This window comes from Nonomuraea guangzhouensis (assembly GCF_019396345.1).
Taxonomy (GTDB): domain Bacteria; phylum Actinomycetota; class Actinomycetes; order Streptosporangiales; family Streptosporangiaceae; genus Nonomuraea; species Nonomuraea guangzhouensis.
On the sequence record NZ_JAHKRM010000047.1, the window covers coordinates 34792 to 57109 of the forward strand.

Consider the following 22318-nt stretch of genomic DNA (forward strand, 5'->3'; position numbering starts at 1 on the left):
GAGCCTCCACACGACCGTGCGGCCGCCCCCCGGCGAGGGGGAACGACCGCACGGTCGAGTCAGACGGTCATGAGCCCTTCTGTGCCGCCGTCCGCCGCAACCTGATGTTCTCCAGCCGGTCGAATCCGTCGAGCACCCGCTCGCCCATCCGCCGCAGCCGCCGCAGTGTCGACGGGGGCAGCAGCACGGCCCGCACCCGCCGCCGGCGCGACACCGTGGCCGCCAGCGCCTGCCGTACCTTCCGCAGGTCCTTCCGCATCGGCGCGAGCTCGCCGACGTTCCGCGCGAACAGCGCCCGCTCGACCGCCGAGGCGATCGCCGAGATGGACGCGGCCGACTCGGCGTCGAACTCATACCGTTCGGTCAGCCGCCGCGCCAGCGCCCGCGGTGTCTCGCTGGGCTGGCGGGCCATTCCGTAGTCGAACAGCACGTCGTCCAGCTCCGCCCAGGCGGCCGCCACGGACGGGTGGCTGCCCGCCACCACCTTGGCCGTCACCTCGTCCGACGGCTCGGACACCTTCCAGCTCAGCGCGCGGACCCGCCTGCTCCTGGTGACCACCCGTATCCCGGCCGGGATCAGCAGGATGAGCAGGAGCACGCCCGCGCCGATGCCGAGCTTGCCGATCAGCGGCATCGAGTCGTCCGCGGGCAGCCCGCTGTCGGCGAGAGTGGCCTCGCGGTCGAGTATGCGGGGGTTCTCCCGGTTCTGCGGGTTGAGCGGCGAGTCGTCGCCCGTGCTGGTCGCCCCGGGCGTCGGCGAGGCGCTGTCACTCGTCGAACGGGGGAGCGGCTGCGTGTAGGCGGGCACCCGGGCGCTGCCCTGGCCGAGCGAGCCCGTCGGGGTGGGCTCGAACGGCAGCCAGCCCACGCCGTCGAAGTACAGCTCCGGCCACGAGTGGGAGTCGTTCGTGCCGACCATCCACCTGTCGCCGACCTTCGTACCTCCCGTGTAGCCGATCGCCACCCTGGAGGGGATGCCCACGATCCTGGCCAGCAGCGCCATCGACGCGGCGAACTGCTCGCAGTAGCCCGCCCTGCTGCGCAGCAGGAAGTCCTTCAGCGCGGAGTTGCCGGAGCCCTGCGTCCTGAGGCTGTAGGTGAAGTCGCCGGTCTTGGTGAAGAACTCCTGGAGCTTCACCGCGGCCTCGTAGCCCGTATGGGCGTCCGCCGTCTCCTTGAGCGCCAGGTCCCTGATCTCCGAGGGGAGGTTCTCCGGCAGCTTCAGGTAGCGCGGGTCGCTGGCCGAGGCCCTGGCCTGCGGCAGCGCGTCGAGCTGGGCCGAGGTCACGTCGGGCTCGGTGGTGAGCACGTCGTAGCCGAGGCCGGCGGCCTCGTCCCTGGTGGAGAAGACCATCAGCGTGCTGACGTCCGCGCGCCAGTCGCCGTCGATGCGGATCTGCCGCGCCGGGTACGGCAAGGGCAGGAACACCAGTCGCTCGATCTCTTCGCTGATCTGGATCCTGGTCGTCACGTTCGAGACCTTGGTCGCCGGAGACAGGCCGGGCGGAGTGGGCAGCGGGCCGTTCTCCGTCTTGTTGTCCGGCGCGCCCTTCGGCTCCGTCATGCCGAACTTCTCGCCGTCGAAGGTGTCGAGCGAGTAGATCCGCAGGTAGCGGGGCTTGTCGTCGCTGTTGGTGTAGGACAGTACGGTGCGCCGTTCCGGCAGCTCCAGCTGGCCCTTCAGGCCGGCGATCGGGTCCGGGATGCTGATCGAGTTGCCCTTGCCCGGGCCCCTGCCGCCCACACCGAAGGTGAAGAACGACACCGGCTCCATGGCCGGCAGCGCCGCGGGCACCAGGACCGCCAGCGCGATCGCGGCGAACCCGATGCGCTTGCCCGACAGGCGCAGCCCCCGCGTGTCGGCCGTCTCGCGCTCGGCGCCCGGCACCGGCGAGGTGGCGACGCGGGTCCGCCTGACCAGCACCGCGCGGCCCCAGTGGCCGATGCGTTCGCGGCCGTCGGCGATCAGCAGGCCGGTGAAGCCCAGGGCGGCGATGATGAACGCGGGCCAGCTGATCGGATCCGGCAGGATCGTGGCCGGCACCGTCGCCAGCGCCAGCATCGGCAGCCCCGCCAGCGCCGCCCGCCGCAACCGGGCGGCGAACAGGTCCACCACGATCGCGATGAGCCCCACGCCGCCGGCCGTCAGCAGCGCGATGCCCTCGGTGGCGGGCACCGGCGCGGCGAACCGCTGGATGTCGGCCCAGCCGGTGCCCAGCAGCTTGCCCAGCTCCACCACCGACCCCTTGGTCGGCACCACCCACGCCCACGCCTTGTCGGAGGCGTAGGCCAGGGTCAGGTAGATCCACAGCGCGCCCGCGCTCACCAGGGCCGCCGCCCACGCGGGCAGCGACAGCCGCCCGCTCACCAGACCGGCGCACATCACCGAGAGCACCGCGCCCAGCGACCCCCAGAACCAGAAGCCGCCCTGGAACAGCGGATAGAGCAGGATGGCCGCGCAGAACGTGGCCACCGCCGCGGCGATCGAGAGCCTCATGCCGCACCTCCCGCCGAACTGAGCGCGTACCTGCCACGGTTGGCGGCGTCCTGCCAGACGGAGGCGACCGAGACGCCGGCGGGCAGCCGCACGATGCGCCATCCGTAACCGGCGAGCACGCCCTGCACCGCCTCGTAGTTCTCCGTGGAGCCCGGCTCGCCGCCGTCCCACGTGCCCACGTCGAGGAGTACGGCCACACCGGTGATGCCGCTGTGCCGGAGCCTGGCCAGCTCCCTGGCCTCCTCCGGGTCCAGCGAACCGAGCACCGCCACGATCAGTCCGTCGCCGCCGCCCTGGCGGAGCGCGGACACCCCCATCTCCAGCGAGCGGGCGGTGCTGTTCCGTACCACCGCGAGGGTGTCGAGCAGTGACCAGCTCAGCCCGGTGTCGGTCAGGTGCTCGGCGCCCTGGTCGGTCACCAGCCGCAGGCCGAGCCCCTCATGGGCGAGATGCACGCCGATCGAGGCGGCTGCCGAGACCGCCACCTCGAAGGAGGAGCGCGGGCCCTCGCCGCGGTGGGCGTAGCGGCGCGTGTCCAACAGCAGCGCGCCGCGGCTCTGCCACTGCTGCTCCTCGCGCCGCACCATCAGCTCGCCGTGGCGGGCGGTGGAGCGCCAGTGCACCCGGCGCAGGTCGTCGCCCTGCCGGTACTCGCGCGGGGCCACGTCGTCGTCGCCCGCCGCCGCCACGCTCCTGGTGCGGCTGTCGCCGCCGCCGGTCCACTCGCCCGACAGCCGTACGTGGGGCAGCGCCACCACCTGCGGCGTCACCACCAGCGTGTCGCTGATCGTGAACCCGCGGGTGAGCTCCACCAGCCCGAAGGGATCGGTGATCCGCACCGACAGCGGGCCGATCGTGTAGCGGCCCCGCAGGTCGGAGCGGACCCGGTAGTCGATCTCCCGGACCCCGCGCGACTCCACCCGGTCCAGCACGAACCGGGGCCGCACACCCAGCGCGTACGGCACGGTGTCCTCGATCAGCAGCAGCCCGGTGGGCAGCCGGGTGACGTTCTCCAGGCGCAGGGTCACGGTCGCCTCGCCGCCCACCTCCGCCCTGGCCGGGTCGAGACGCCGCGCGCAGCTCAGCCGGTAGCGGGTGCGCGCCACCACCATCGCGGCGAGCAGCGGCAGCGCCGTCACCAGCACCCCGATCCTGAACAGGTCGTTCTCGCCCAGCAGGAAGGCCATCAGCATGGCGGCCACCCCGGAGGCCAGGAACGAACGTCCCCTGGAGGTCAGCGCCCGCAGTCCGTCTCTCACGACGCTCGCGTCTCCGGCACGGGTACGCGTCTGACGAGCTCGGCCACCACCTGCTCCGGCAGCCGGCGCTGGCCCTGGGCCTCGATGCTGGGCAGCAGCCGATGCGCGAGCACCGGCACGGCCAGCTCCTGCAGGTCGTCCGGGATGACGTAGTCGCGCCCGGACAGCGCCGCGTTCGCCCTGGCCGCCCTGACCAGCTGCAGCGTCGAGCGCGGTGAGGCGCCCAGCCGCAGGTCGGGGGAGTGACGGGTGGCGACCGCGAGGTCGATGGCGTACTTCTTGACCGGCTGCGAGACGTAGACGCCGCGCACCGCGTCGATCAGCGCGCGCACCTCGGCGGTCGTCGCGACCGGCTCCAGCTTGTCCAGCGGCGGGGTGCCGCCGTGCACGTCGAGCATCTCCAGCTCGGCCGACGGCTCCGGGTAGCCCATCGCGACCCGCGCGGTGAAGCGGTCGCGCTGCGCCTCCGGCAGAGGGTAGGTGCCCTCCATCTCGATCGGGTTCTGCGTGGCGATCACCATGAAGGGCGCGTCGAGCTGGTAGGTCACTCCGTCGACCGTCACCTGACGCTCTTCCATGCACTCCAGCAGCGCCGACTGCGTCTTGGGCGAGGCCCGGTTGATCTCGTCGCCCACCACGATGTTGGCGAACACGGGTCCCGGCTTGAACTCGAACTCCCGGGTCTGCTGGTTGTAGGCGCTCACCCCGGTGATGTCGCTGGGCAGCAGGTCCGGCGTGAACTGGATGCGCCGGACCGGGCAGTCGATGGACTTCGCCAGCGCCTTGGCCAGCATGGTCTTGCCGACCCCCGGCACGTCCTCGATCAGCAGGTGGCCCTCGGCCAGCAGGACGGTCAGCGTGAGGCGGACGGCGTCCCCTTTGCCCTCGATCACCGACTCGATGGCCTGCCGGATCCGGTGCGCGGTGGAGACCAGCTCATCGAGCCGGCTCGGGACGTCATGGGTTACTGCCACCAGGCCTCCATGAGAAGTGCTACGGCAGTCCCGCACGTGAGAGCGTGATAGCGGGAGCCATGCCATTCCTTTTCCATTGTGTGTACGACCCTACGACTCTGCGGGTTCTGGAGCGACTTTTACCGATATTCCAGAGAACCTGCCCAAGGTTCCGGTTCTTGTGGCATACGGGGTCGAATCTCGTGACAGTCGCCCTGACGGCGCGCTCCACTTTCCACCACCCGGTGCTTCGCGCAGCGCGCGATCCGCTAATTCCATGGTCATTTCAACCCTCGACACGCCCATGAGGGTTGGCCCGCGCCCCGGCGCCCCCCACCCGACCTCATGGCTCTGACCTGCGGTAACGCGCGGCGGATGGACGACGAAGCGCAGTTGAATCAGTTGACGGTGGGGAGAAGTGGAGTATGGTGGTGCGCAGTGGAGGGCCCGGTGCGCCAGCGCTGAGCGCTTCGCTAGGCACGGGAGGTGGGGCCGATGTTCCTCGGCACCCATCAGCCGCGTCTGGACGACAAGGGACGGCTGTTCCTGCCGGCTAAGTACCGTGAGGAGCTGGCGGAGGGTCTTGTGATCACCAAAGGCCAGGAGCGATGCCTCTACGTCTTTCCCGTAGAGGAGTTCCAGCGCATTACCGAGGCTCTCAGCACCGCCCCGGTCACCGCCAAGGCGGTGCGCGACTACAGCCGCGTCTTCTTCGCCAGTGCGTCCGACGAGACGCCTGACAAGCAGGGGCGCATCACGATCCCGCAGAGCTTGCGCCAATACGCGGGCCTCGTGCGTGACTGCGCGGTCATCGGGGCCAACACCCGGCTGGAGATCTGGGACGCCCAAGCCTGGGATACCTATCTCGACGCGCAGGAGCAGGCGTTCGCCGATCTGTCGGAGGAGGTGCTGCCAGGGATTCTCTAGAGCCACGGTCGATCCGTCGGAGATGTCGTTCGGCGAGGTCTCCACCCGCAACCACTGCCCGCCAGCTGATGCACCTTCCCCGGTGTCAGATGGCAGGCTCCACGAAGAGGGTGCGGATGGGGACCTGGCCGGACGGCGCCGGGTGGGGGCCAGGTGGGCCGATGATCGACTGGACGCGTCGTCCGCGAGCAAGGACGCGAGAGGGGGGTTGGAGATGTACGACAACGCAGGCACAGGCGGTCACGTTCCGGTCATGCTCGACCGCGTACTGGAGCTCTTGGCTCCGGCGCTGACCGGCCGGGGGCCCGTCGTCGTCGACGCCAACCTCGGTCTCGGTGGCCACTCGGAGGCCCTGCTCGCCACCCATCCGTCTCTTCACCTGATCGGCATCGACCGCGACCCTTTCGCGATCGAGTTCTCCACGAAGCGGCTCGCTCCCTACGCCGACCGGACCACGCTGGTCCACGCCTCGTCCGACGAACTGGCCGACGTGCTCGCCCGCGCGGGCCGCACCGCCGTCGACGGGGTGCTGTTCGACCTGGGGGTGTCCTCGCCGCAGCTCGACGAGGCCGAACGCGGGTTCGCCTATTCCTATGACGCTCCGCTCGACATGCGGATGGATACGGATCAAGAGCTCACTGCCGAGAAGGTGGTCAATACCTACTCGGCTGCGGAGCTAACCCGCATCCTCCGTGTTTACGGCGAGGAACGGTTCGCACCGCGTGTCGCTGGCCTAATTATCAAGGAAAGGGCCAAGGACCCCATAACGTCGACTAAGCGGCTGGCCGAGATCGTTCGTCAGGCCATTCCAGCCGCCACCCGGCGCACTGGGGGCAACCCCGCCAAGAGAACTTTTCAGGCACTGCGCATCGAGGTCAACGCGGAGCTCGCCGCCCTGGAGGCGGCGCTGCCCGCGGCACTCGACGCGCTCGTGCTCGGTGGGCGAGTCGTCGTGCTCTCCTACCACTCCCTGGAGGACCGGCTCACCAAGCAGGTCCTCGCGGCGCGAACCAAGGACACCGGCCCCCCCGGGCTGCCTGTCCCGCTGCCGGCCCATCAGCCGCGGTTCCGCCTGTTGACGAGGGGAGCTGAGCTCCCAAGCGAAGAAGAGGTGGCCCGCAACCCGCGGGCGACCTCGGCCCGGCTACGGGCGGCAGAGAGGATCCGTGTTGACCACCAGGACTGAGCAGGAGAGCAGGCGGGGCGCGGCCGTCCGCGGCGTCCCGCCGAAGACGGCGCCCAAGACCGGCCCGCGCAGGCCCGGCGTGCCTCACCAGTCCAAGCCCATCCCGCGCTCGCGCCCCGGCGGACCGGAGACGGCCGGTCTCGGCGACGGCGAGATCCTGGCGAGCCCCGAGCGGGCGCGCCCGGCGCTCAAGCGGCGTCCGTCGCGCGGGCGCCAGCGGGCTCCGTTCGTGCTGCTCGTCGTCGGGCTGATGTGCGGCGGCCTGGTGAGCCTGCTGCTGCTCAACACCGTTCTCGCGCAGGACTCCATCACCGCGGCCAACCTGCGTGACGAGATCGCGGTGGCGCGGCAGGCCAACGAGGAGGCCAAGCTCGCCAACGAGAAGGAGATGGGTCCCGGGCCTGTCGCCGAGAAGGCCGAGCTGCAGGGTGAGCACCGTGACTGGGACAAGCCCAACGTCCTGACCGACGCTGGGGCTGACAGCGGCCAGGTGGACCCAGGACGGTGAGAGACACAGGCGGCAGGGGGCAGGGTCCCGGCCGCGGCGGCGCCGGCTCTCAGGGAGGGCCCGGCGCCGCTCGCCGTACCCCGGCAGGACCGGGGCGTCAGGGCCGGCAAGCGGGGTCGGCTCGCTCGGAGGGGGCGGGCCGGCCCGACAACCCACCCAAAGAGCCGAGAAAGCCAGACCCGCTGGACCTGCCCTTCGGCCTTCTCGGCAGGGACGGTGACCGCGAGGACACGGAGGACCGCGCCCGACGCCCGCAGGACCCAGCTGACGGGTCCCGCGGCCGCTCCCGCGACGACGAGTCCGACGGCCCGCGGAGCCGCTCCCGTGGCGACGAGCCCGATGGGCCCCGCGACCGGTCTCGTGACGGCGAGGGCTCTCGTGGGCGATCGCGCGACGAGGACGCCTCGCGTGGGCGGTCTCGCTCGGGCGGTGGGGACGGGGTCGGTGGGCGGCCTCGGCCGGGTGGTGACGGGCCGAGGTGGCGTTCCAGGCCTGACGGGGACGACGCCGCCAAGGACCGTGCCCGCCAGCGTTCCGGCCGCCCGCGCCCGGAGGCCGAACGCCCCGGCGGCCGCACCTCTCAGGCCAGGGACGACCGGTCCCGTGGCCGTCAGGATGACGGCCCGCTGCGCCGTACCCGCGAAGAAGCCCCCCGTGACGTCCGCCGCACCCGTGACGACGGTCGCGGGGACGACGCCAGGCTGCGCCGTACCCGTGACGACGAGCGCACCCGCGCGCAGAGTGCCCTGCGGCGGGGTGGCGGCGAGGGCCCGCCCCGCAGGCCCCCCGCGCCGCCGCGCCCGCCCAAGCCGCCGCCCGTGCTGCGGCTGGGAAACCCGCGCAGGCGCATCAACATCGGCCTGATCGGCATGACGTTCATCCTGTCGATCTTCGGCGGCCGGCTCATCCAGATGCAGGGCCTCGACTCCAAGGTGTACGAGGCGCGGGCCGTGGGCCAGCGCACGCAGACCGAGGACATCCCGGCCAAGCGCGGCACCATCACCGACGTCAAGGGGCACGCGCTGGCCGTCACCGTCGAGGCCCGCGAGATCGCCATCGACCCCACCAAGATCAAGGAGGCGGTCCGGGCGAACGTCGCCGCCGTGCTCGCCAGACAGCTCGGCAGGACCCCGCAGGAGATGGCCGCCAAGCTGGCCAGGGTCGACACCCGCTACCAGCTGCTGGCCAGAGACGTCGACCCGGTCGTGGCCAGCCGCCTGCTCAAGTCCGAAGTGCCCGCGCTGACCTCGACGAAGACCTATCGCCGTGTCTACCCGGGAGATGACCTGGCGGGCAGCCTGATCGGGTTCGTCGGTGACGAGCAGAGCGGCCTGGGCGGCATCGAGCAGGCGCGCAACACCCTGCTGAAGGGGCGCGACGGCGAGCAGCGCGTCGAGACGGGCCGCGACGGTCAGCGCATCCCCATGACCAGCAGCCAGCGCACCGTCCCCGTCGACGGCGCCGACGTGCGGCTGACCATCGACCGCGACATCCAGTGGGCCGCCCAGCAGGCGGTGGCCCAGCAGGTGACCGACTCCGCGGCGAGCAGCGGCACGGTCATCGTCATGGACGTGCGCACCGCGCAGATCGTCGCCATGGCCAACGCCCCCGAGCTCAACCTGAACAACTGGCGCAACGCCCCCGCCTCCCAGTACATCAACCGGGCGGCCTCGGACGTCTTCGAGCCCGGCAGCACCAACAAGGTGATCACCGCCGCCGCCACCCTGGAGGCCGGGGCCGTCACGCCCGACACGGTCTTCCAGGTCAAGGACAACATCAAGTGCGCGGACCGGGTGCTGCACGACGCGCACCCGCACAAGCCGGAGCCGATGACCTACCGCCAGGCCGTGGCCGAGTCGAGCAACGTCGCCACCATCATGGCCGCGCGCAAGGTCGGCAGCGAGCGGCTCTACCAGATGCTGAAAGCCTTCGGCTTCGGCGAGCGGCCGGGGGGCGGCGTGCCCAACGCGGAGGCCGGTCTGCTGCCCAACTACAAGAGCTGGTCGGGCAGCCAGAGCTGCACGATCGCCTACGGGCAGGGCGTGTCCGTGACCGCGCTGCAGATGGCCAGCGTCTACCAGACGATCGCCAACGGCGGCGTCAAGATCGAGCCGCAGATCGTCGCGGGCACCACGGACGCGTCGGGCAGGTTCGTCCCGTCCGCTCCCGGTAAGAAGACCAGGGTGGTCAGCGACAGAACCGCCAAGGAGATCACCACCATGCTGGAGACCGCGGTGAGCGCCGAAGGCACCGGCGAGCTGGCCGCCATCCCCGGATACCGGGTGGCGGGCAAGACCGGCACGGCCAACCGATACGACGCGGAGCTCGGCCGCTACGACGGCTATACGGCGTCGTTCGCCGGATTCGCCCCCGCCGACGCGCCTCGGCTCGTCGTGCTGTCCGTGCTGCAGAATCCGAAGAAAGACCACTTCGGGGGCTCGGTCGCCGCTCCCGTTTTCAAGGACGTGATGACGTTCGCCATCAAGAGCAAGAAGATTCCGCCGACCGGCTCGACCGCCCCCGCGGTGCGGGCTGGCGCGGGACAGTGACCAGGGAAGGTACGCTGCCGCCGTGCGTCCCCCGTCGTCTATGCGTCCAACGACCAGCCCGCCTCGCCCGCTGACCGGGCTGGCGACCATGCTCGACGCCGATTCCGGCACGTCGCGGTCGCCACACGCCCCGCTCACCGGTGTCACGATCGACTCCCGCCAGGTCCGGCGCGGAGATCTCTACGTGGCCTTGCCGGGCAACCAGTCCCACGGCGCCGATTTCGCCGCCGAAGCCATGGCGCGCGGCGCCGTGGCCGTCCTGACCGATCCCGGCGGCCGCGCGGCCGCCGCCGCGACCGGTCTGCCCGTCCTCGTCGTGCCCGACGTCCGGGCCGTGCTCGGGCAGGTCGCCTCCTGGGTGTACGGCCGGCCGGCCGACCACATCCAGTTGCTCGGCGTCACCGGCACCAGCGGCAAGTCCACCACCACGTTCCTGCTCGAAGCCGGCCTGCGCGCCGCGGGCCACAGCACCGGGCTGGTCGGCGGCGTCGAGATCCGCGCCGGTGAGCTCTCCTTCGAGCCCCGGCTCACCACCCCCGAGGCCACCGAGCTGCACGGCCTGTTCGCGCTCATGCGGGAGACAGGCGTCACGGCGGCGGCCATGGAGGTCTCCAGCCACGCCCTGGCGCTCGGCCGGGTCGACGGGCTCCACTACGACGTCGCCCTGTTCACCAATCTGTCGCAGGACCACCTCGACTTCCACAAGGACTTCGACGACTACTTCGCCGCCAAGGCCAGGCTCTTCCAGCCCGAACTGGCCCGGGTGGGCGTGACGAACCTCGACGACCCCTACGGCCGCGAGCTGCTGTCGATCGCGAAGGTGCCGATGACCACCTTCTCCGCGCTGGGCTCGCCCGAAGCCGCCTGGCGCGCGCTCGACGTGCGGCTGGGCGCCGACGGCAGCACGTTCCGGGTGACCGGTCCCGGCGGCGTCGAGGCCGACGCGCAGATCTCGCTGCCCGGCCCGTTCAACGTCGCCAACACGCTCGGCGCGATCGTCACGCTCGTCGAGGCCGGAGTGCCGCTGCAGGCCGCGGTCCACGGCGTCGGCACGCTCACCGGCGTCCCCGGCCGCATGCAGCGCATCACGGGCGCCGGCGACGAGTTCCAGGCGATCGTCGACTACTCGCACAAGCCCGCCGCGGTCGAGTCGGTGCTGCGCTCGCTGCGCGAGGTGACCGCGGGCCGCCTGGTCGTCGTGCTCGGCTGTGGCGGCGAGCGAGACGCGGGCAAGCGGCCGGTCATGGGCGAGTCCGCCGCGCGGCTGGCCGATGTGGCCATATTCACGAGCGACAATCCTCGTTCCGAGGACCCTTTGGACATTCTGGCCGCGATGATGGAGGGAGCGCTCCGCGTTCCGCAGCATGACCGCGCTCATGTGATCATTGAGCCCGACCGCGCGTCCGCGATCGACCTGGCGATCGGCCGGGCCGGGCGCGGCGACGTGATCGTCGTGGCAGGCAAGGGTCACGAGCAGGGCCAGTACGTTTCAGGCGAGGTGATCCCCTTCGACGATCGCGAAGTGGTCGCCGGAGCGATCGACGCACGTAAGGAAAGCAGGAAGCACGCATGATCCCGTTGCCTCTGGCCAGGATCGCCGAGATAACCTCGGGCGCCCTGTCGGGCATGGCCGACCCTCGCGCCGTGGTGCGCGGTCCCGTCGTGATCGACTCGCGCGGCGTAGAACCGGGATCCCTGTTCGTCGCCCTGAAGGGCGCGCGGGTCGACGGCCATGACTTCGCCGCCCAGGCCATCCGGGCCGGCGCCGTCGCCGTGCTGGCCACCAGGCCGGTCGAGGCGCCCACGGTGATCGTCCCCGACGCCGCCGCCGCGCTCGCCGAGCTGGCCAGGGCCCACGTCGCCGCGCTGCCCCAGGCCACCGTGATCGGCGTGACCGGCTCGGCCGGCAAGACCTCCACCAAGGACCTCCTGGCCAGGCTGACCGCGCGGATCGGGCCGACCATCGCGCCCGTCGGCTCGTTCAACAACGAGCTCGGCCACCCGCTGACCGTGCTCAGGGCCGACGCCGACACCCGCTACCTGGTGCTGGAGCTCAGCGCCCGCAACATCGGCCACATCCAGGACCTCGCCCGCATCGCGCCGCCGCAGATCGGCATCGTGCTCAACGTCGGCACCGCGCACATCGGCGTGTTCGGCGGCAAGGAGGCCATCGCCAAGGCCAAGGGCGAGCTGGTCGAGGCGCTGCCGCGGACCGGCGTGGCCGTGCTCAACGCCGACGACCCGCTGGTCCTCGAGATGGCCTCGCGCACCGACGCCAGGGTCACGCTGTTCGGCCGGTCCGAGGCCGCCGCGATCCGCGCCGAGGATGTCACCGTCGACGAGCGCGGGCGCGCCTCGTTCACGCTGCGCACCCCTTCGGGCTCCGGGCAGGTCCGCCTCAAGCTGTACGGCGCGCACGCCGTGGAGAACGCCCTGGCCGCCGCCGCGGCCGGTTACGAGCTCGGCCTGCCCGTCGCCACCATCGCCGCGGAGCTGTCCGCGGCCACGCCGGTCAGCCGGTGGCGGATGGAGGTCACCGACCGGCCCGACGGGGTCACGGTCGTCAACGACGCCTACAACGCCAACCCCGACTCGATGCGGGCCGCGTTCGAGGCGTTCGGTGTGCTCGGCAAGGGCCGCCGCCGCTTCGCCGTCATCGCCGCGCTGCGCGAGCTGGGCGAGGAGAGCGCCGCTCTGAACGAGGAGCTGGGCCGTCTGGCGGGCGGCTCGGGGCTCGCGGGCCTCATCGTCGCCGGCCCCGACGCCCAGCCGGTGCTCCAGGGCGCCTACGCGGCCGTCCAGGAGGCCTCGGCCGCGGGCCCACCGCTCGCGGGAGCACCGCCGTTCCCGCCAGCCGCCGGCGGGCCCCCGTTCCCCGTGGGGGTACCGCAGGCGCCGCCCCCCGTGGGCGCTCCGGCGTTCCCCCAGGGCCCGGCCGGCCCGCAGGGCGTGGGCGGCGCGCCGGTCCCGCCGATTGTCGGGGGCCCACCTTTCGTTGGCGGTTCCGCAAACCCACAGCAGACGCTCATCCGGCACGTGCCCGACGCCGCCGCGGCGGCGGCCGAGCTGGCCGGGTGGCTGCGTCCGGGTGACGCGGTGCTGGTCAAGGGGCCCCGGGCGATGGGCCTGGAGCGGACGGCCGAGCTGTTGCTCGGGGGGGCCCAACAGTGATCGACATCGTCATCGCCGGTGCGGTGGGGCTGGTCCTCTCGATGCTCGGGACGCCCCTGGCCATCCGGCTGTTCTCCCGGCGCGGCTACGGCCAGGAGATCCGTGAGGAAGGCCCGTCAGGGCACTACGACAAGCGGGGCACGCCCACCATGGGCGGCACCGTGATCGTGCTGGCGTCGCTGCTCGCCTACGGCGGCTCCCACCTCGCCACGCTGGCGGCGCCGACCGTCTCGGGGATGCTGGTGCTGTTCCTGATGACCGGGCTCGGCGCGGTCGGCTTCCTCGACGACTTCATCAAGATCTACAAGCAGCGCAGCCTCGGCCTGCGCAGCGGCGCCAAGGCGCTCGGCCAGCTCGTCATCGGCGCGATCTTCGCGGTGCTGGTGACCCGGCAGGCCAACGTCTACGGCATCACCCCCGCCGAGCCCCGGCTGTCGTTCCTGCGCGACTTCGGGCCGTCGATCGGCCTCGTGGGCTTCACCATCTGGGTCCTCGTCATGATCGTCGGCTTCTCCAACGCGGTGAACCTCACCGACGGCCTCGACGGCCTGGCCAGCGGCGCGACCGGGGTGGTGCTGGGCGCGTACGTGCTGATCGGCAACTGGCAGCTGCGCAACAACTGCATCGACCAGCTCGGCCCCAACTGCTACTGGGTACGAGATCCGCTCGACCTGGCCGTGGTGGCCGCGGCCGTGCTCGGGGCGCTGATCGGGTTCCTGTGGTGGAACGCCCCGCCCGCGAAGATCTTCATGGGCGACACCGGCTCGCTGGCCCTGGGCGGCGTGCTGGCCGGTCTGGCCATCGCCACCCGCACCCAGCTGCTGCTCATCATCCTCGCCGGGCTGTGCGTGATCATCACGATGTCGGTGATCATTCAGGTCGGCTTCTTCAAGATGACCGGTAAACGGGTGTTCAGGATGGCGCCGCTGCAGCACCACTTCGAGCTCAAGGGCTGGGCCGAGACCACGATCGTGGTCCGCTTCTGGCTGATCGCCATGCTGTGCGCGGCCCTCGGGCTCGGTCTGTTCTACGTCGAATGGATGCCCAAGTAATGTCCCTCACCTGCGTGGCCGGGCTCGGTGTGTCGGGCACCGCCGTGGCGCGGGTGCTCGCCGCGCGGGGCGAGCCCGTCGTCGTGGTCGAGGGCGTCGAGGGCGAACGCCAGCGCGCCGTGGCCGCCGAGCTCGCCGGGCTCGGTGTCGAGGTGCGCTTCGGCCCGATGGAGCTGCCGGAAGGCGTCACCCGGCTGGTCACCACCGGCTGGGCACCGCACCACCCGCTGATCGCCGCCGCCCTGGAGGCGGGCGTCGAGGTGGTCGGGGAGGTGGAGCTGGCCTGGCGGCTGCGGCCCGCCCAGGCGGCCCCGTGGCTCGCGCTGACCGGCACCAACGGCAAGACGACCGTCGTCCGCATGCTCACCTCCATCCTGCTCGCCGCCGGGCGCAAGGCGCTCGCCGTGGGCAACGTGGGCGTGCCCGTGGTCGAGGCCGTCGCGGAGCCGTACGACGTCCTGGCCGTCGAGCTGTCGAGCTTCCAGCTGCACTGGTCCAGCACGCTCGCCCCGCACGCCGCCGCGATACTCAACCTGGCGCCCGACCATCTCGACTGGCACGGCTCGATGGAGGCCTACGCCGCGGCCAAGGGCCGCATCTTCGAGCGGGCGGGCACGGTGGTCTACAACGTCGACGACCCCGAGGCCTCCCGGCTCGCCGCGCCCTACCCGGACAAGGTCGGCTTCACGCTGCTCGTGCCCAAGCCGGGCCAGCTCGGCGTGGTGGAGGACCTGCTGGTGGACCGGGCGTTCGTGCCGAACCCCGCCGAGTCCGCCGAGGAGCTCGCGACGCTCGCCGACGTGCGCCCCCTCGCGCCGCACAACGTGGCCAACGCGCTCGCCGCCGCCGCGCTGGCCCGCACGCTCGGTGTCCCCACGGACGCCGTACGGCAGGGCCTGCGCGACTTCGTGCCCGACCCGCACCGCATGGCGCACGTCGAGCGGGTCGGCGAGGTCGACTACGTCGACGACTCCAAGGCCACCAACCCGCACGCCGCCGCCGCGGCCCTGTCGTCGTACCCCTCGATCGTGTGGATCGCGGGCGGTCAGCTCAAGGGCGCCGACGTCGACGACCTCGTACGGCGGGCGGCGCCCAGGCTGCGCGGCGCCGTGCTGCTCGGCGTGGACCGTGCCCGGATCGCCGAAGCTCTGGCGCGACACGCGCCGAATGTCCCCGTCGTGGACATCTCCGCCCAAGACACTGGTGCGATGGACCGTGTCGTCACCGAAGCCGCCAGGCTCGCCTCCCCAGGGGACACCGTGCTGCTGTCCCCGGCCGGCGCGTCGCTGGACATGTTCGCCAACTACCCGGCCCGAGGGGAGGCCTTCGCGCGAGCCGTACGCGGCCTGGAGGCGGCGACGTGAGCACCACCACTTCTCCGCAGGCTCCGGAGCGGCCACCGCAGAGCGCGGTCGAAGGGCCGATCGGCTGGATCCGCGACCAGCTCGCCGTGCTCAAGGAGCTGCTGGAGAAGCCGCTGGCGACCTACTACCTCATCCTCGGCTGCTGCGGCCTGCTGCTGCCGCTCGGGCTGATGATGGTGCTGTCCGCCTCCAGCATCGAGGCGATGCAGAAGACCCAGGACCCCTTCACCTGGTTCGTCAAGCAGTCGCTGTCGGCCGCCCTCGGTCTGCTGATCATGTGGGCCTGCTCGCGGCTGCCGCACAAGTTCTTCCGCTGGGCGGGCTACCCGCTGATGGCGCTGTCGTTCATCGGCCTGGTCATGGTGCTGTTCATCGGCTCCTCCCAGCTGGGCGCGCAGCGGTGGATCGACGTCGGCTCGTACAGCATCCAGCCGTCGGAGCCCGCCAAGCTGGCCCTCGCGCTGTGGGGAGCCGACCTGCTGGCCCGCAGGGCGCGGCACGGCCGCATCGAGTGGCGGCAACTGCTGATCCCGCTCATGCCGGGCACCGTGCTCCTGGCCGTCATGGTCATGCTCGGCCGCGACCTGGGCACCACACTGGTGCTGTTCATGATCTTTCTGTCGCTTCTGTGGGTGGTGGGCGCGCCGGTGAAGCTGTTCGGCGGCATCCTGTCGCTCGCCGTGCTGGCCACGTTGATCATGATCAAGGTGGAGCCGTACCGGATGGCGCGCATCGGCGCCTTCCTCGACCCCTGGGCCGACGCGCAGGGCGACGGATACCAGGCCGTGCAGGGGCAGATCGCGATGGGCTCGGGCGGCTGGTTCGGGCTCGGGCTGGGCAGCAGCCGGGCGAAATGGAGCTGGCTGCCCCACGGCGAGAGCGACTTCATCTTCGCCATCCTCGGCGAGGAGCTCGGGCTGATGGGGACCCTGATGGTGGTGGTGCTGTTCGGGCTGCTCGGCTACGCCGGCCTGCGGGTCGCCTCCCGGGTCAAGGACTCCTTCGTCCGGCTCGCCGCCGCCGCCATCGTGGCCTGGATCGTCGGCCAGGCCGTCGTCAACATGGGCGCGGTGCTCGGCGTGGTGCCCATCACCGGCATCCCGCTGCCGCTCGTCTCCTACGGGGGGTCGGCGCTGTTGCCCACTCTCGCGGCCCTGGGGATGCTGCTGTCCTTCGCGAAACGTGAGCCGGGCGCGCGCGAGGCTCTGGCGGCTCGTGGCCCCGGACCGGCCGCACGGGCCCTAAGCTGGCTTGGCCTGGGGGGAACGACCAAAGGCCGAGTGAGACGTTAGGGAGTGACCGACATGAGGGTGGTCCTCGCCGGTGGCGGGACGGCCGGGCACATCGAGCCGGCTCTCGCCCTTGCGGACGCGCTGCGCCATCTTGACCAGCGCATCGGCATTACCTGCGTGGGCACCGAACGCGGGCTCGAAACCCGCCTGGTCCCGGCCAGGGGATACGAGCTCGAGCTGGTGCCGGCCGTGCCGCTGCCGAGGGCGATCACGCCGCGGCTGCTGACCGTGCCCGGTCGGCTGGCCGGGGCGGTCAACGCGGTGGCGGCGATACTCGACCGGGTCCAGGCCGACGTCCTGGTGGGCTTCGGCGGCTACGTGGCGACCCCCGCCTACCTGGCGGCCAAGCGGCGCGGCCTGCCGATCGTGGTGCACGAGGCCAACCCGCGGCCCGGCCTGGCCAACCGGCTGGGCGCCCGGCTCACCGACCACGTCTTCACCGGCTTCCCCGATCACGCGCTGGGCAAGGCCGAATACATCGGCACCCCGCTGCGCCGCGAGATCGTCACGCTCGACCGGCTGTCGATGGGCGACAAGGCGCGCTCCTGGTTCGGGCTGCAGACCGACCGGCCCACGCTGCTGGTGTTCGGCGGCTCCCAGGGAGCCAGGTCGCTCAACGAGGCCGCGCTGGCCGCCGCGCCCGTCCTGCGCTCGGCGGGGGTGCAGGTGCTGCACGTGCTCGGCCCCAAGAACACCGTCGAGCGCGAGCCGCCGCCGGGCGACCCCCAATACGTCCTGCTGCCCTACGTCGATCGCATGGATCTCGCGTACGCGGCCGCGGACTTCGCCCTGTGCCGCAGCGGCGCGCTGACCTGCGCCGAGCTCACGGCGGTCGGGCTGCCGGCCGCCTACGTGCCGCTGCCGCACGGCAACGGCGAGCAGCGGATCAACGCCGAGCGCATCGCCGCGGGCGGCGGTGGGTTCGTGGTCGGCGACGCCGACCTGTCATCTGATTGGATCGTCCACAACGTCCTTCCGGTGCTCCGCAGTCCCGAGCGGGTCGTGGCCCTGTCGGAGGCCGCCTCCAGACTCGGTCGGAAGGACGCCGATATCATTCTGGCCAGGAAAGTGTTGGAGATAGTCCGATGAGTCTCGTCAAGCTGGTCGATCCCGTCGCCGCAGAAGAGCTGGGGCGCGTGCACTTCATCGGCATCGGCGGCGCGGGGATGTCCGGGATCGCCCGCATCCTGCTCAAGCGCGGGGTGCGCGTGTCCGGCAGCGACGCCCGCAGCACCGATCAGGTGAGCGAGCTGCGTGAGCTGGGCGCGACCGTGCACATCGGCCACGCCGCCTCCCACATCAGGGACGTCGACACCGTGGTGGTCTCCACCGCGATCCGCGACTCCAATCCCGAGCTGGGCGAGGCGCTCAAGCAGGGGCTGCGGATCATCCCGCGGGCCGCCGCGCTCGCCTCCGTGATGGCCGGGCGCACCGGCGTCGCCGTCGCGGGCACCCACGGCAAGACCACCACCGCCTCGATGCTGACCGTGGCGCTGCAGAAGTGCGGCGCCGACCCCTCCTACTGCGTGGGCGGCCAGCTCGTCACCACCGGGCTGGGGGCCGACGAGGGGTCGGGCGAGGTGTTCATCGCCGAGGCCGACGAGAGCGACGGCTCGTTCCTCATGCTGGCGCCCGACATCGCCGTGGTGACCAACGTCGAGGCCGACCACCTCGACAACTACGGCGACCCGCGGGCCGTGCACGACAGCTTCGCCCGCTTCGCCGAGCGCATCGGGTCGCTGCTGATCGCCTGCGCCGACGACCCCGGCGCGGCGGAGCTCGCCGACGTGGCGCGGGCGCGCGGCCTCAAGGTCGTCACGTACGGCGAGACGGGCGACTACCGCGTGCGCGATGTCCGGCCCGACGGGTTCGGCATCACGTTCACCATCGAGGGCATGGGCGAGGTCCGGCTGGCCGTTCCCGGGGCGCACAACGCGCTCAACGCCACCGCCGTGGTCGCCGTGGCCGTGGCGCTGGGGCTGCCGTTCGAGGAGATCAGAGACGGGCTGGCGACCTTCACCGGGGCCAAGCGGCGCTTCGAGGCCAAGGGCGAGGCGGGCGGGGTCGCGGTGTTCGACAGCTACGCCCACCACCCGACCGAGCTGGCCGCGGACCTGCGGGCCGCGCGTGACGTGGTGGCCTCCTACTCGGGCAGCGGGCGGGTCATCGCGGTCTTCCAGCCGCACCTCTACTCGCGCACCAGGTTCTTCGCCGACGAGTTCGGGGCGGCGCTCGGGCTGGCCGACGAGGCGATCGTGCTCGACGTCTACGGGGCCCGTGAGGACCCCGAGCCCGGGGTCTCGGGCGCCATGGTGGCGGGCCGCGTGCGGCTGCCCGAGTCGCAGGTGGTCTACGCTCCGGACCGCGCCTCCGTGCCCGCCCTGGTGGCGGGCCGGGCCCGGGGTGGCGACATCGTGCTGACGATGGGGGCGGGCGACGTGACGGAGCTGGGCCCGCAGATCATCGCGGAGCTGTCCGCAGGGTGACACCGCGGTCCGTCAGCGTCTGCGGTCCCTGAGGGGCCGAGCTCTTTTACGGTCGTCACTCTCGTACGTCCGGCGCTCCCGCCTTGCCGGTGGCCACAGGCGGGGCGGTGGGTAGGGCGGCCCTGGGCGGCCGGTCGGTAGGTCCGGTGGCCGTGAGCCGCCCCGGTCCGGTGGTTGCGGGCGGCCGGTCGGTGGGTGGCGGGCCCGGTGGCCGTGGCCGCTCGGGTGGTGGTTCTGGCGTGGCGCCGTGGGCGGTGGCCGCGCGCGGCGTAGGTTCGGTGGCGCGCGGCGTGTCGGTTGCGCGAGGCGGGCGACCTTGGGAGGGCGATGAAGGCGCGCGACGCTTTGCTGGTGCTGCTGACCGCCGGAGTGGTGGGCACGGCCGCCTGGCTGGTGTTCTTCTCACCGGTACTCGGCGTACGTTCGATCGACATCGTGGGAAATGTCACAGTGCCTGCTGAGCGCATCGAACAACAGGCCGCAGTGCCCCAACTGCACCCGCTGGCCACCGTCGACCTCGCCGAGGTGGAGGGCCGCGTGATGAAGATCAGGCAGCTCGCCTCGGCCAAGGTCGACCGGGTCTGGCCGGGCACGCTGAGGATCGAGGTGGTCGAGCGCGAGCCGGTCGCCGCGGTCACGGCCGGCGGGAAGGCGGCGCTGATCGACAAGACGGGCGTCGTCATCGAGATCAAGGACACGGTCCCGCCCGGCCTGCCGGAGCTCAAGGTGGACCGCCCGGCCGCCGGAGACCCCACGACGATGGCCGCGCTCCAGGTGATCCAGTCGCTGCCCGACGATCTCGCCGCCAAGGTACGGCTGGTCCGCGCCTCCTCGCCCGAGGGTGTGTCGCTGCAGCTCACCGACGGCCGCAGCGTGGTCTGGGGCGCGTCCGACCGGGGCGCGGACAAGGCCCGCATCCTGGCGACCCTCCTGCGGCGCAAGGCCGAGGTCTATGACGTGAGCTCACCCGACGTGGTGACGCTCAAGTGAGTCCGGCTCCAGCGCCGCGACGGGAGCCGCTGGGGCCGAGGCGGGTCGCCGGCGTTCGCCATCGGCGTGATCCGCGGATGGGGTTGGGGCGTCCTAGGGGATATGCGTCGCATAAAGGGCGACGCGCCGGTCAAAGTGCGCCAAACGTGCCGCCGGATGAGGGCCGAGCCTGTCCGGGATGGGGGTCCCGGCGTGAGAGCCTTAACACGGCGCGTGGCAGAGGAGGACCCCGACCAGGCGTGACGACGGAGCGAAACGGACAGCCCGCGACACGCCGGACGTGCTTGCGGCGCGGTTAGTTGACCCGCCTGGAGCGTAACTCCTACTGTCCGTATCAATCCTCAGGTTGACATAAATCTGAATCTCAACTTGAGGTTGAGAGTTAACGAAGCAAGTGAACGCGGAGACGATCCGCACCGAAATGGCAAGTCAACGAGCGGAAAGGCCCCTCGTCGTGGCAGCACCGCAGAACTACCTCGCGGTCATCAAGGTCGTCGGCATTGGCGGCGGCGGAGTGAACGCCGTCAACCGGATGATCGAGGAGGGACTCAAGGGCGTCGAGTTCATCGCGATAAACACCGACGCCCAGGCGCTGCTGATGAGTGACGCCGACGTCAAACTCGACGTGGGCCGCGAGCTCACGCGCGGGCTGGGTGCCGGCGCCAACCCCGATGTGGGGCGCAAGGCGGCCGAAGACCATCGCGAGGAGATCGAGGAGGTCCTCAAGGGGGCCGACATGGTCTTCGTGACCGCGGGCGAGGGCGGCGGCACCGGCACCGGCGGCGCGCCCGTCGTGGCCAACATCGCCAGATCGCTCGGCGCGCTCACGATCGGCGTGGTGACCCGGCCGTTCAGCTTCGAGGGCCGGCGCAGGGCCTCCCAGGCCGAGGCCGGCATCGAGACCCTGCGCGACGAGGTCGACACGCTGATCGTGATTCCCAACGACCGGCTGCTGTCGATCTCCGACCGGCAGGTGAGCGTGCTCGACGCGTTCAAGGCGGCCGACCAGGTGCTGCTGTCCGGTGTGCAGGGCATCACCGACCTGATCACCACGCCCGGCTTGATCAACCTCGACTTCGCCGACGTCAAGTCGGTCATGTCCGGCGCGGGTTCGGCGCTGATGGGCATCGGCCACGCGCGCGGTGACGACCGCTCGGTCGCCGCGGCCGAGATGGCCGTCTCCAGCCCGCTGCTGGAGGCCAGCATCGACGGCGCCCACGGCGTGCTGCTGTCGATCGCCGGCGGCTCCGACCTCGGCCTGTTCGAGATCAACGAGGCCGCCCAGCTCGTGTCGATGGCGGCCGCGCTCGACGCCAACATCATTTTCGGTACGGTCATCGACGACGCGCTCGGCGACGAGGTGCGGGTCACCGTGATCGCCGCCGGGTTCGACGACGTGCCGCCGCCGGTGGAGAAGTCGCTGCCGCGCCCGCAGAGCCGCCCGGCCGCCGCGCCCGCGGCCCCGCCCGTGTCGTCGCCGGTACGGCCCAGCGTGCCCAGCGTGAAGGCCGAGCCCGCGCCGCAGCGGTTCGAGCCGCGCCCCGAGCCCCGTCCCGAACCGCGTCCCGAGCCCCGCGCCGACTTCAGGCCGGAGCCTCGCCCTGAGCCGCGTCCCGAGCCTCGCTCAGATCTCCGCCCCGAACCACCTCGCCCGGACCACGGCTCCGACTTCCGGGCCGACCATCGGGTCGAGCCGGTGCGCCCGGTGGACAACGCGCCCGAGTCGGTCCACGAGCCGATCGCCGACGAGCCCTCCGGCCCCGTCTCGATCCCCCGCCCCACGCCCGAGCCCGCCAATCCGCCCACGCCCATCACCTCCCGCATGTCGGAGCCCGCCAAACGCCGTCCGGTGGTTTTCGAAGAGCAGGAGGAGGAGCTCGACGTCCCCGACTTCCTCAAGTAGCCCGACTCTCCGCCGCTCCTTCCTCACCGGCCTTCCTAGGTCTCACCGGGGGAATGGAGCGGCGCAGCCGCGTCCGGGGTCGGTTCGGGAAGCCGCTCATGGGGTCGGCCCGGGGTGCCGGAGTGATCGAACTCACCTGCCTCGTCACGGCGGCCCGCCCCGTGCGGGGTCAGCGGCCGTC

Annotated in this window: 16 protein-coding genes; 13 read left to right on the forward strand and 3 right to left on the reverse strand. The window is 71.7% G+C overall.

What is annotated here, in order from left to right:
* Positions 1-67: 67 nt before the first annotated feature.
* From KME78_RS56855 to KME78_RS56865, 3 genes are read right to left on the reverse strand one after another with little or no spacing between them, the layout of a single operon-like run.
* On the reverse strand, positions 68-2497 hold the full coding sequence (locus tag KME78_RS56855) for a transglutaminase TgpA family protein (protein WP_219538399.1): 2430 nt from the start codon (positions 2495-2497) through the stop codon (positions 68-70).
* Complete coding sequence (locus tag KME78_RS56860) at positions 2494-3756, reverse strand: DUF58 domain-containing protein (RefSeq protein ID WP_219538400.1); 1263 nt, start codon at positions 3754-3756, stop codon at positions 2494-2496. The genes KME78_RS56855 and KME78_RS56860 overlap by 4 nt, the downstream gene beginning before the upstream one ends.
* Positions 3753-4796, reverse strand: a complete 1044-nt coding sequence (locus KME78_RS56865) for an AAA family ATPase (RefSeq protein ID WP_372455126.1) — start codon at positions 4794-4796, stop codon at positions 3753-3755. Before KME78_RS56865 ends, KME78_RS56860 begins: the two co-directional genes overlap by 4 nt.
* A gap of 408 nt (positions 4797-5204) precedes the next feature.
* Between KME78_RS56865 and mraZ the strand changes: the two genes are divergently transcribed.
* The 13 genes from mraZ to ftsZ all read left to right on the forward strand — a co-directional run bounded on the left by mraZ (position 5205) and on the right by ftsZ (position 22137).
* A complete protein-coding gene (gene mraZ / locus KME78_RS56870; protein WP_214637671.1) occupies positions 5205-5636 on the forward strand; it encodes a division/cell wall cluster transcriptional repressor MraZ in 432 nt (143 codons plus the stop codon).
* Positions 5637-5850: 214 nt separating this feature from the next.
* The gene (gene rsmH, locus KME78_RS56875; protein ID WP_219538436.1) at positions 5851-6822 is read left to right on the forward strand and encodes a 16S rRNA (cytosine(1402)-N(4))-methyltransferase RsmH; all 972 of its coding nucleotides are present in this window, start codon (positions 5851-5853) and stop codon (positions 6820-6822) included.
* Positions 6806-7330 carry a hypothetical protein gene (locus KME78_RS56880; RefSeq protein WP_219538447.1) on the forward strand — a complete coding sequence of 175 codons (525 nt, stop codon included), beginning with the start codon at positions 6806-6808 and terminating at the stop codon, positions 7328-7330. Before rsmH ends, KME78_RS56880 begins: the two co-directional genes overlap by 17 nt.
* Before the next feature lie 818 nt (positions 7331-8148).
* Positions 8149-9879, forward strand: a complete 1731-nt coding sequence (locus tag KME78_RS56885; RefSeq protein WP_465264795.1) for a peptidoglycan D,D-transpeptidase FtsI family protein — start codon at positions 8149-8151, stop codon at positions 9877-9879.
* Positions 9880-9919: 40 nt separating this feature from the next.
* The gene (locus KME78_RS56890) at positions 9920-11452 is read left to right on the forward strand and encodes a UDP-N-acetylmuramoyl-L-alanyl-D-glutamate--2,6-diaminopimelate ligase (RefSeq protein WP_219538402.1); all 1533 of its coding nucleotides are present in this window, start codon (positions 9920-9922) and stop codon (positions 11450-11452) included.
* Positions 11449-13050 (forward strand): UDP-N-acetylmuramoyl-tripeptide--D-alanyl-D-alanine ligase, encoded by a 1602-nt coding sequence (locus KME78_RS56895; RefSeq protein WP_246654742.1) that lies wholly within the window; start codon positions 11449-11451, stop codon positions 13048-13050. The genes KME78_RS56890 and KME78_RS56895 overlap by 4 nt, the downstream gene beginning before the upstream one ends.
* Positions 13047-14102: a phospho-N-acetylmuramoyl-pentapeptide-transferase gene (mraY, locus tag KME78_RS56900; RefSeq protein WP_219538403.1), complete on the forward strand. Its 1056-nt coding sequence runs from the start codon at positions 13047-13049 to the stop codon at positions 14100-14102. Before KME78_RS56895 ends, mraY begins: the two co-directional genes overlap by 4 nt.
* Entirely contained in the window at positions 14087-15466 is a 1380-nt protein-coding gene (murD, locus tag KME78_RS56905; protein WP_246654743.1) for a UDP-N-acetylmuramoyl-L-alanine--D-glutamate ligase, read from the forward strand. The genes mraY and murD overlap by 16 nt, the downstream gene beginning before the upstream one ends.
* Positions 15463-16758, forward strand: a complete 1296-nt coding sequence (gene ftsW / locus KME78_RS56910) for a putative lipid II flippase FtsW (protein ID WP_308127524.1) — start codon at positions 15463-15465, stop codon at positions 16756-16758. Before murD ends, ftsW begins: the two co-directional genes overlap by 4 nt.
* Positions 16759-16770: 12 nt before the next feature.
* Complete coding sequence (gene murG / locus KME78_RS56915) at positions 16771-17847, forward strand: undecaprenyldiphospho-muramoylpentapeptide beta-N-acetylglucosaminyltransferase (protein WP_219538404.1); 1077 nt, start codon at positions 16771-16773, stop codon at positions 17845-17847.
* Positions 17844-19244, forward strand: coding sequence for a UDP-N-acetylmuramate--L-alanine ligase (gene murC, locus KME78_RS56920; RefSeq protein ID WP_219538405.1), 1401 nt, complete (start codon positions 17844-17846; stop codon positions 19242-19244). The genes murG and murC overlap by 4 nt, the downstream gene beginning before the upstream one ends.
* Positions 19245-19571: 327 nt before the next feature.
* Positions 19572-20234 (forward strand): cell division protein FtsQ/DivIB, encoded by a 663-nt coding sequence (locus KME78_RS56925; protein WP_219538406.1) that lies wholly within the window; start codon positions 19572-19574, stop codon positions 20232-20234.
* A 454-nt stretch (positions 20235-20688) separates the two neighbouring features.
* On the forward strand, positions 20689-22137 hold the full coding sequence (gene ftsZ / locus KME78_RS56930; protein WP_219538407.1) for a cell division protein FtsZ: 1449 nt from the start codon (positions 20689-20691) through the stop codon (positions 22135-22137).
* Positions 22138-22318: the final 181 nt, after the last annotated feature.

Bases quoted from the DNA above. Each gene is read 5' to 3' on its own strand.
- KME78_RS56855 (WP_219538399.1), bottom strand. From the start codon at position 2,497: ATGAGGCTCTCGATCGCCGCGGCGGTGGCCACGTTCTGCGCGGCCATC.
- KME78_RS56865 (WP_372455126.1), bottom strand. From the start codon at position 4,796: ATGGCATGGCTCCCGCTATCACGCTCTCACGTGCGGGACTGCCGTAGC.
- mraZ (WP_214637671.1), top strand. From the start codon at position 5,205: ATGTTCCTCGGCACCCATCAGCCGCGTCTGGACGACAAGGGACGGCTG.
- rsmH (WP_219538436.1), top strand. From the start codon at position 5,851: ATGTACGACAACGCAGGCACAGGCGGTCACGTTCCGGTCATGCTCGAC.
- KME78_RS56890 (WP_219538402.1), top strand. From the start codon at position 9,920: ATGCGTCCAACGACCAGCCCGCCTCGCCCGCTGACCGGGCTGGCGACC.
- KME78_RS56895 (WP_246654742.1), top strand. From the start codon at position 11,449: ATGATCCCGTTGCCTCTGGCCAGGATCGCCGAGATAACCTCGGGCGCC.
- murD (WP_246654743.1), top strand. From the start codon at position 14,087: ATGGATGCCCAAGTAATGTCCCTCACCTGCGTGGCCGGGCTCGGTGTG.
- murG (WP_219538404.1), top strand. From the start codon at position 16,771: ATGAGGGTGGTCCTCGCCGGTGGCGGGACGGCCGGGCACATCGAGCCG.
- murC (WP_219538405.1), top strand. From the start codon at position 17,844: ATGAGTCTCGTCAAGCTGGTCGATCCCGTCGCCGCAGAAGAGCTGGGG.
- KME78_RS56925 (WP_219538406.1), top strand. From the start codon at position 19,572: ATGAAGGCGCGCGACGCTTTGCTGGTGCTGCTGACCGCCGGAGTGGTG.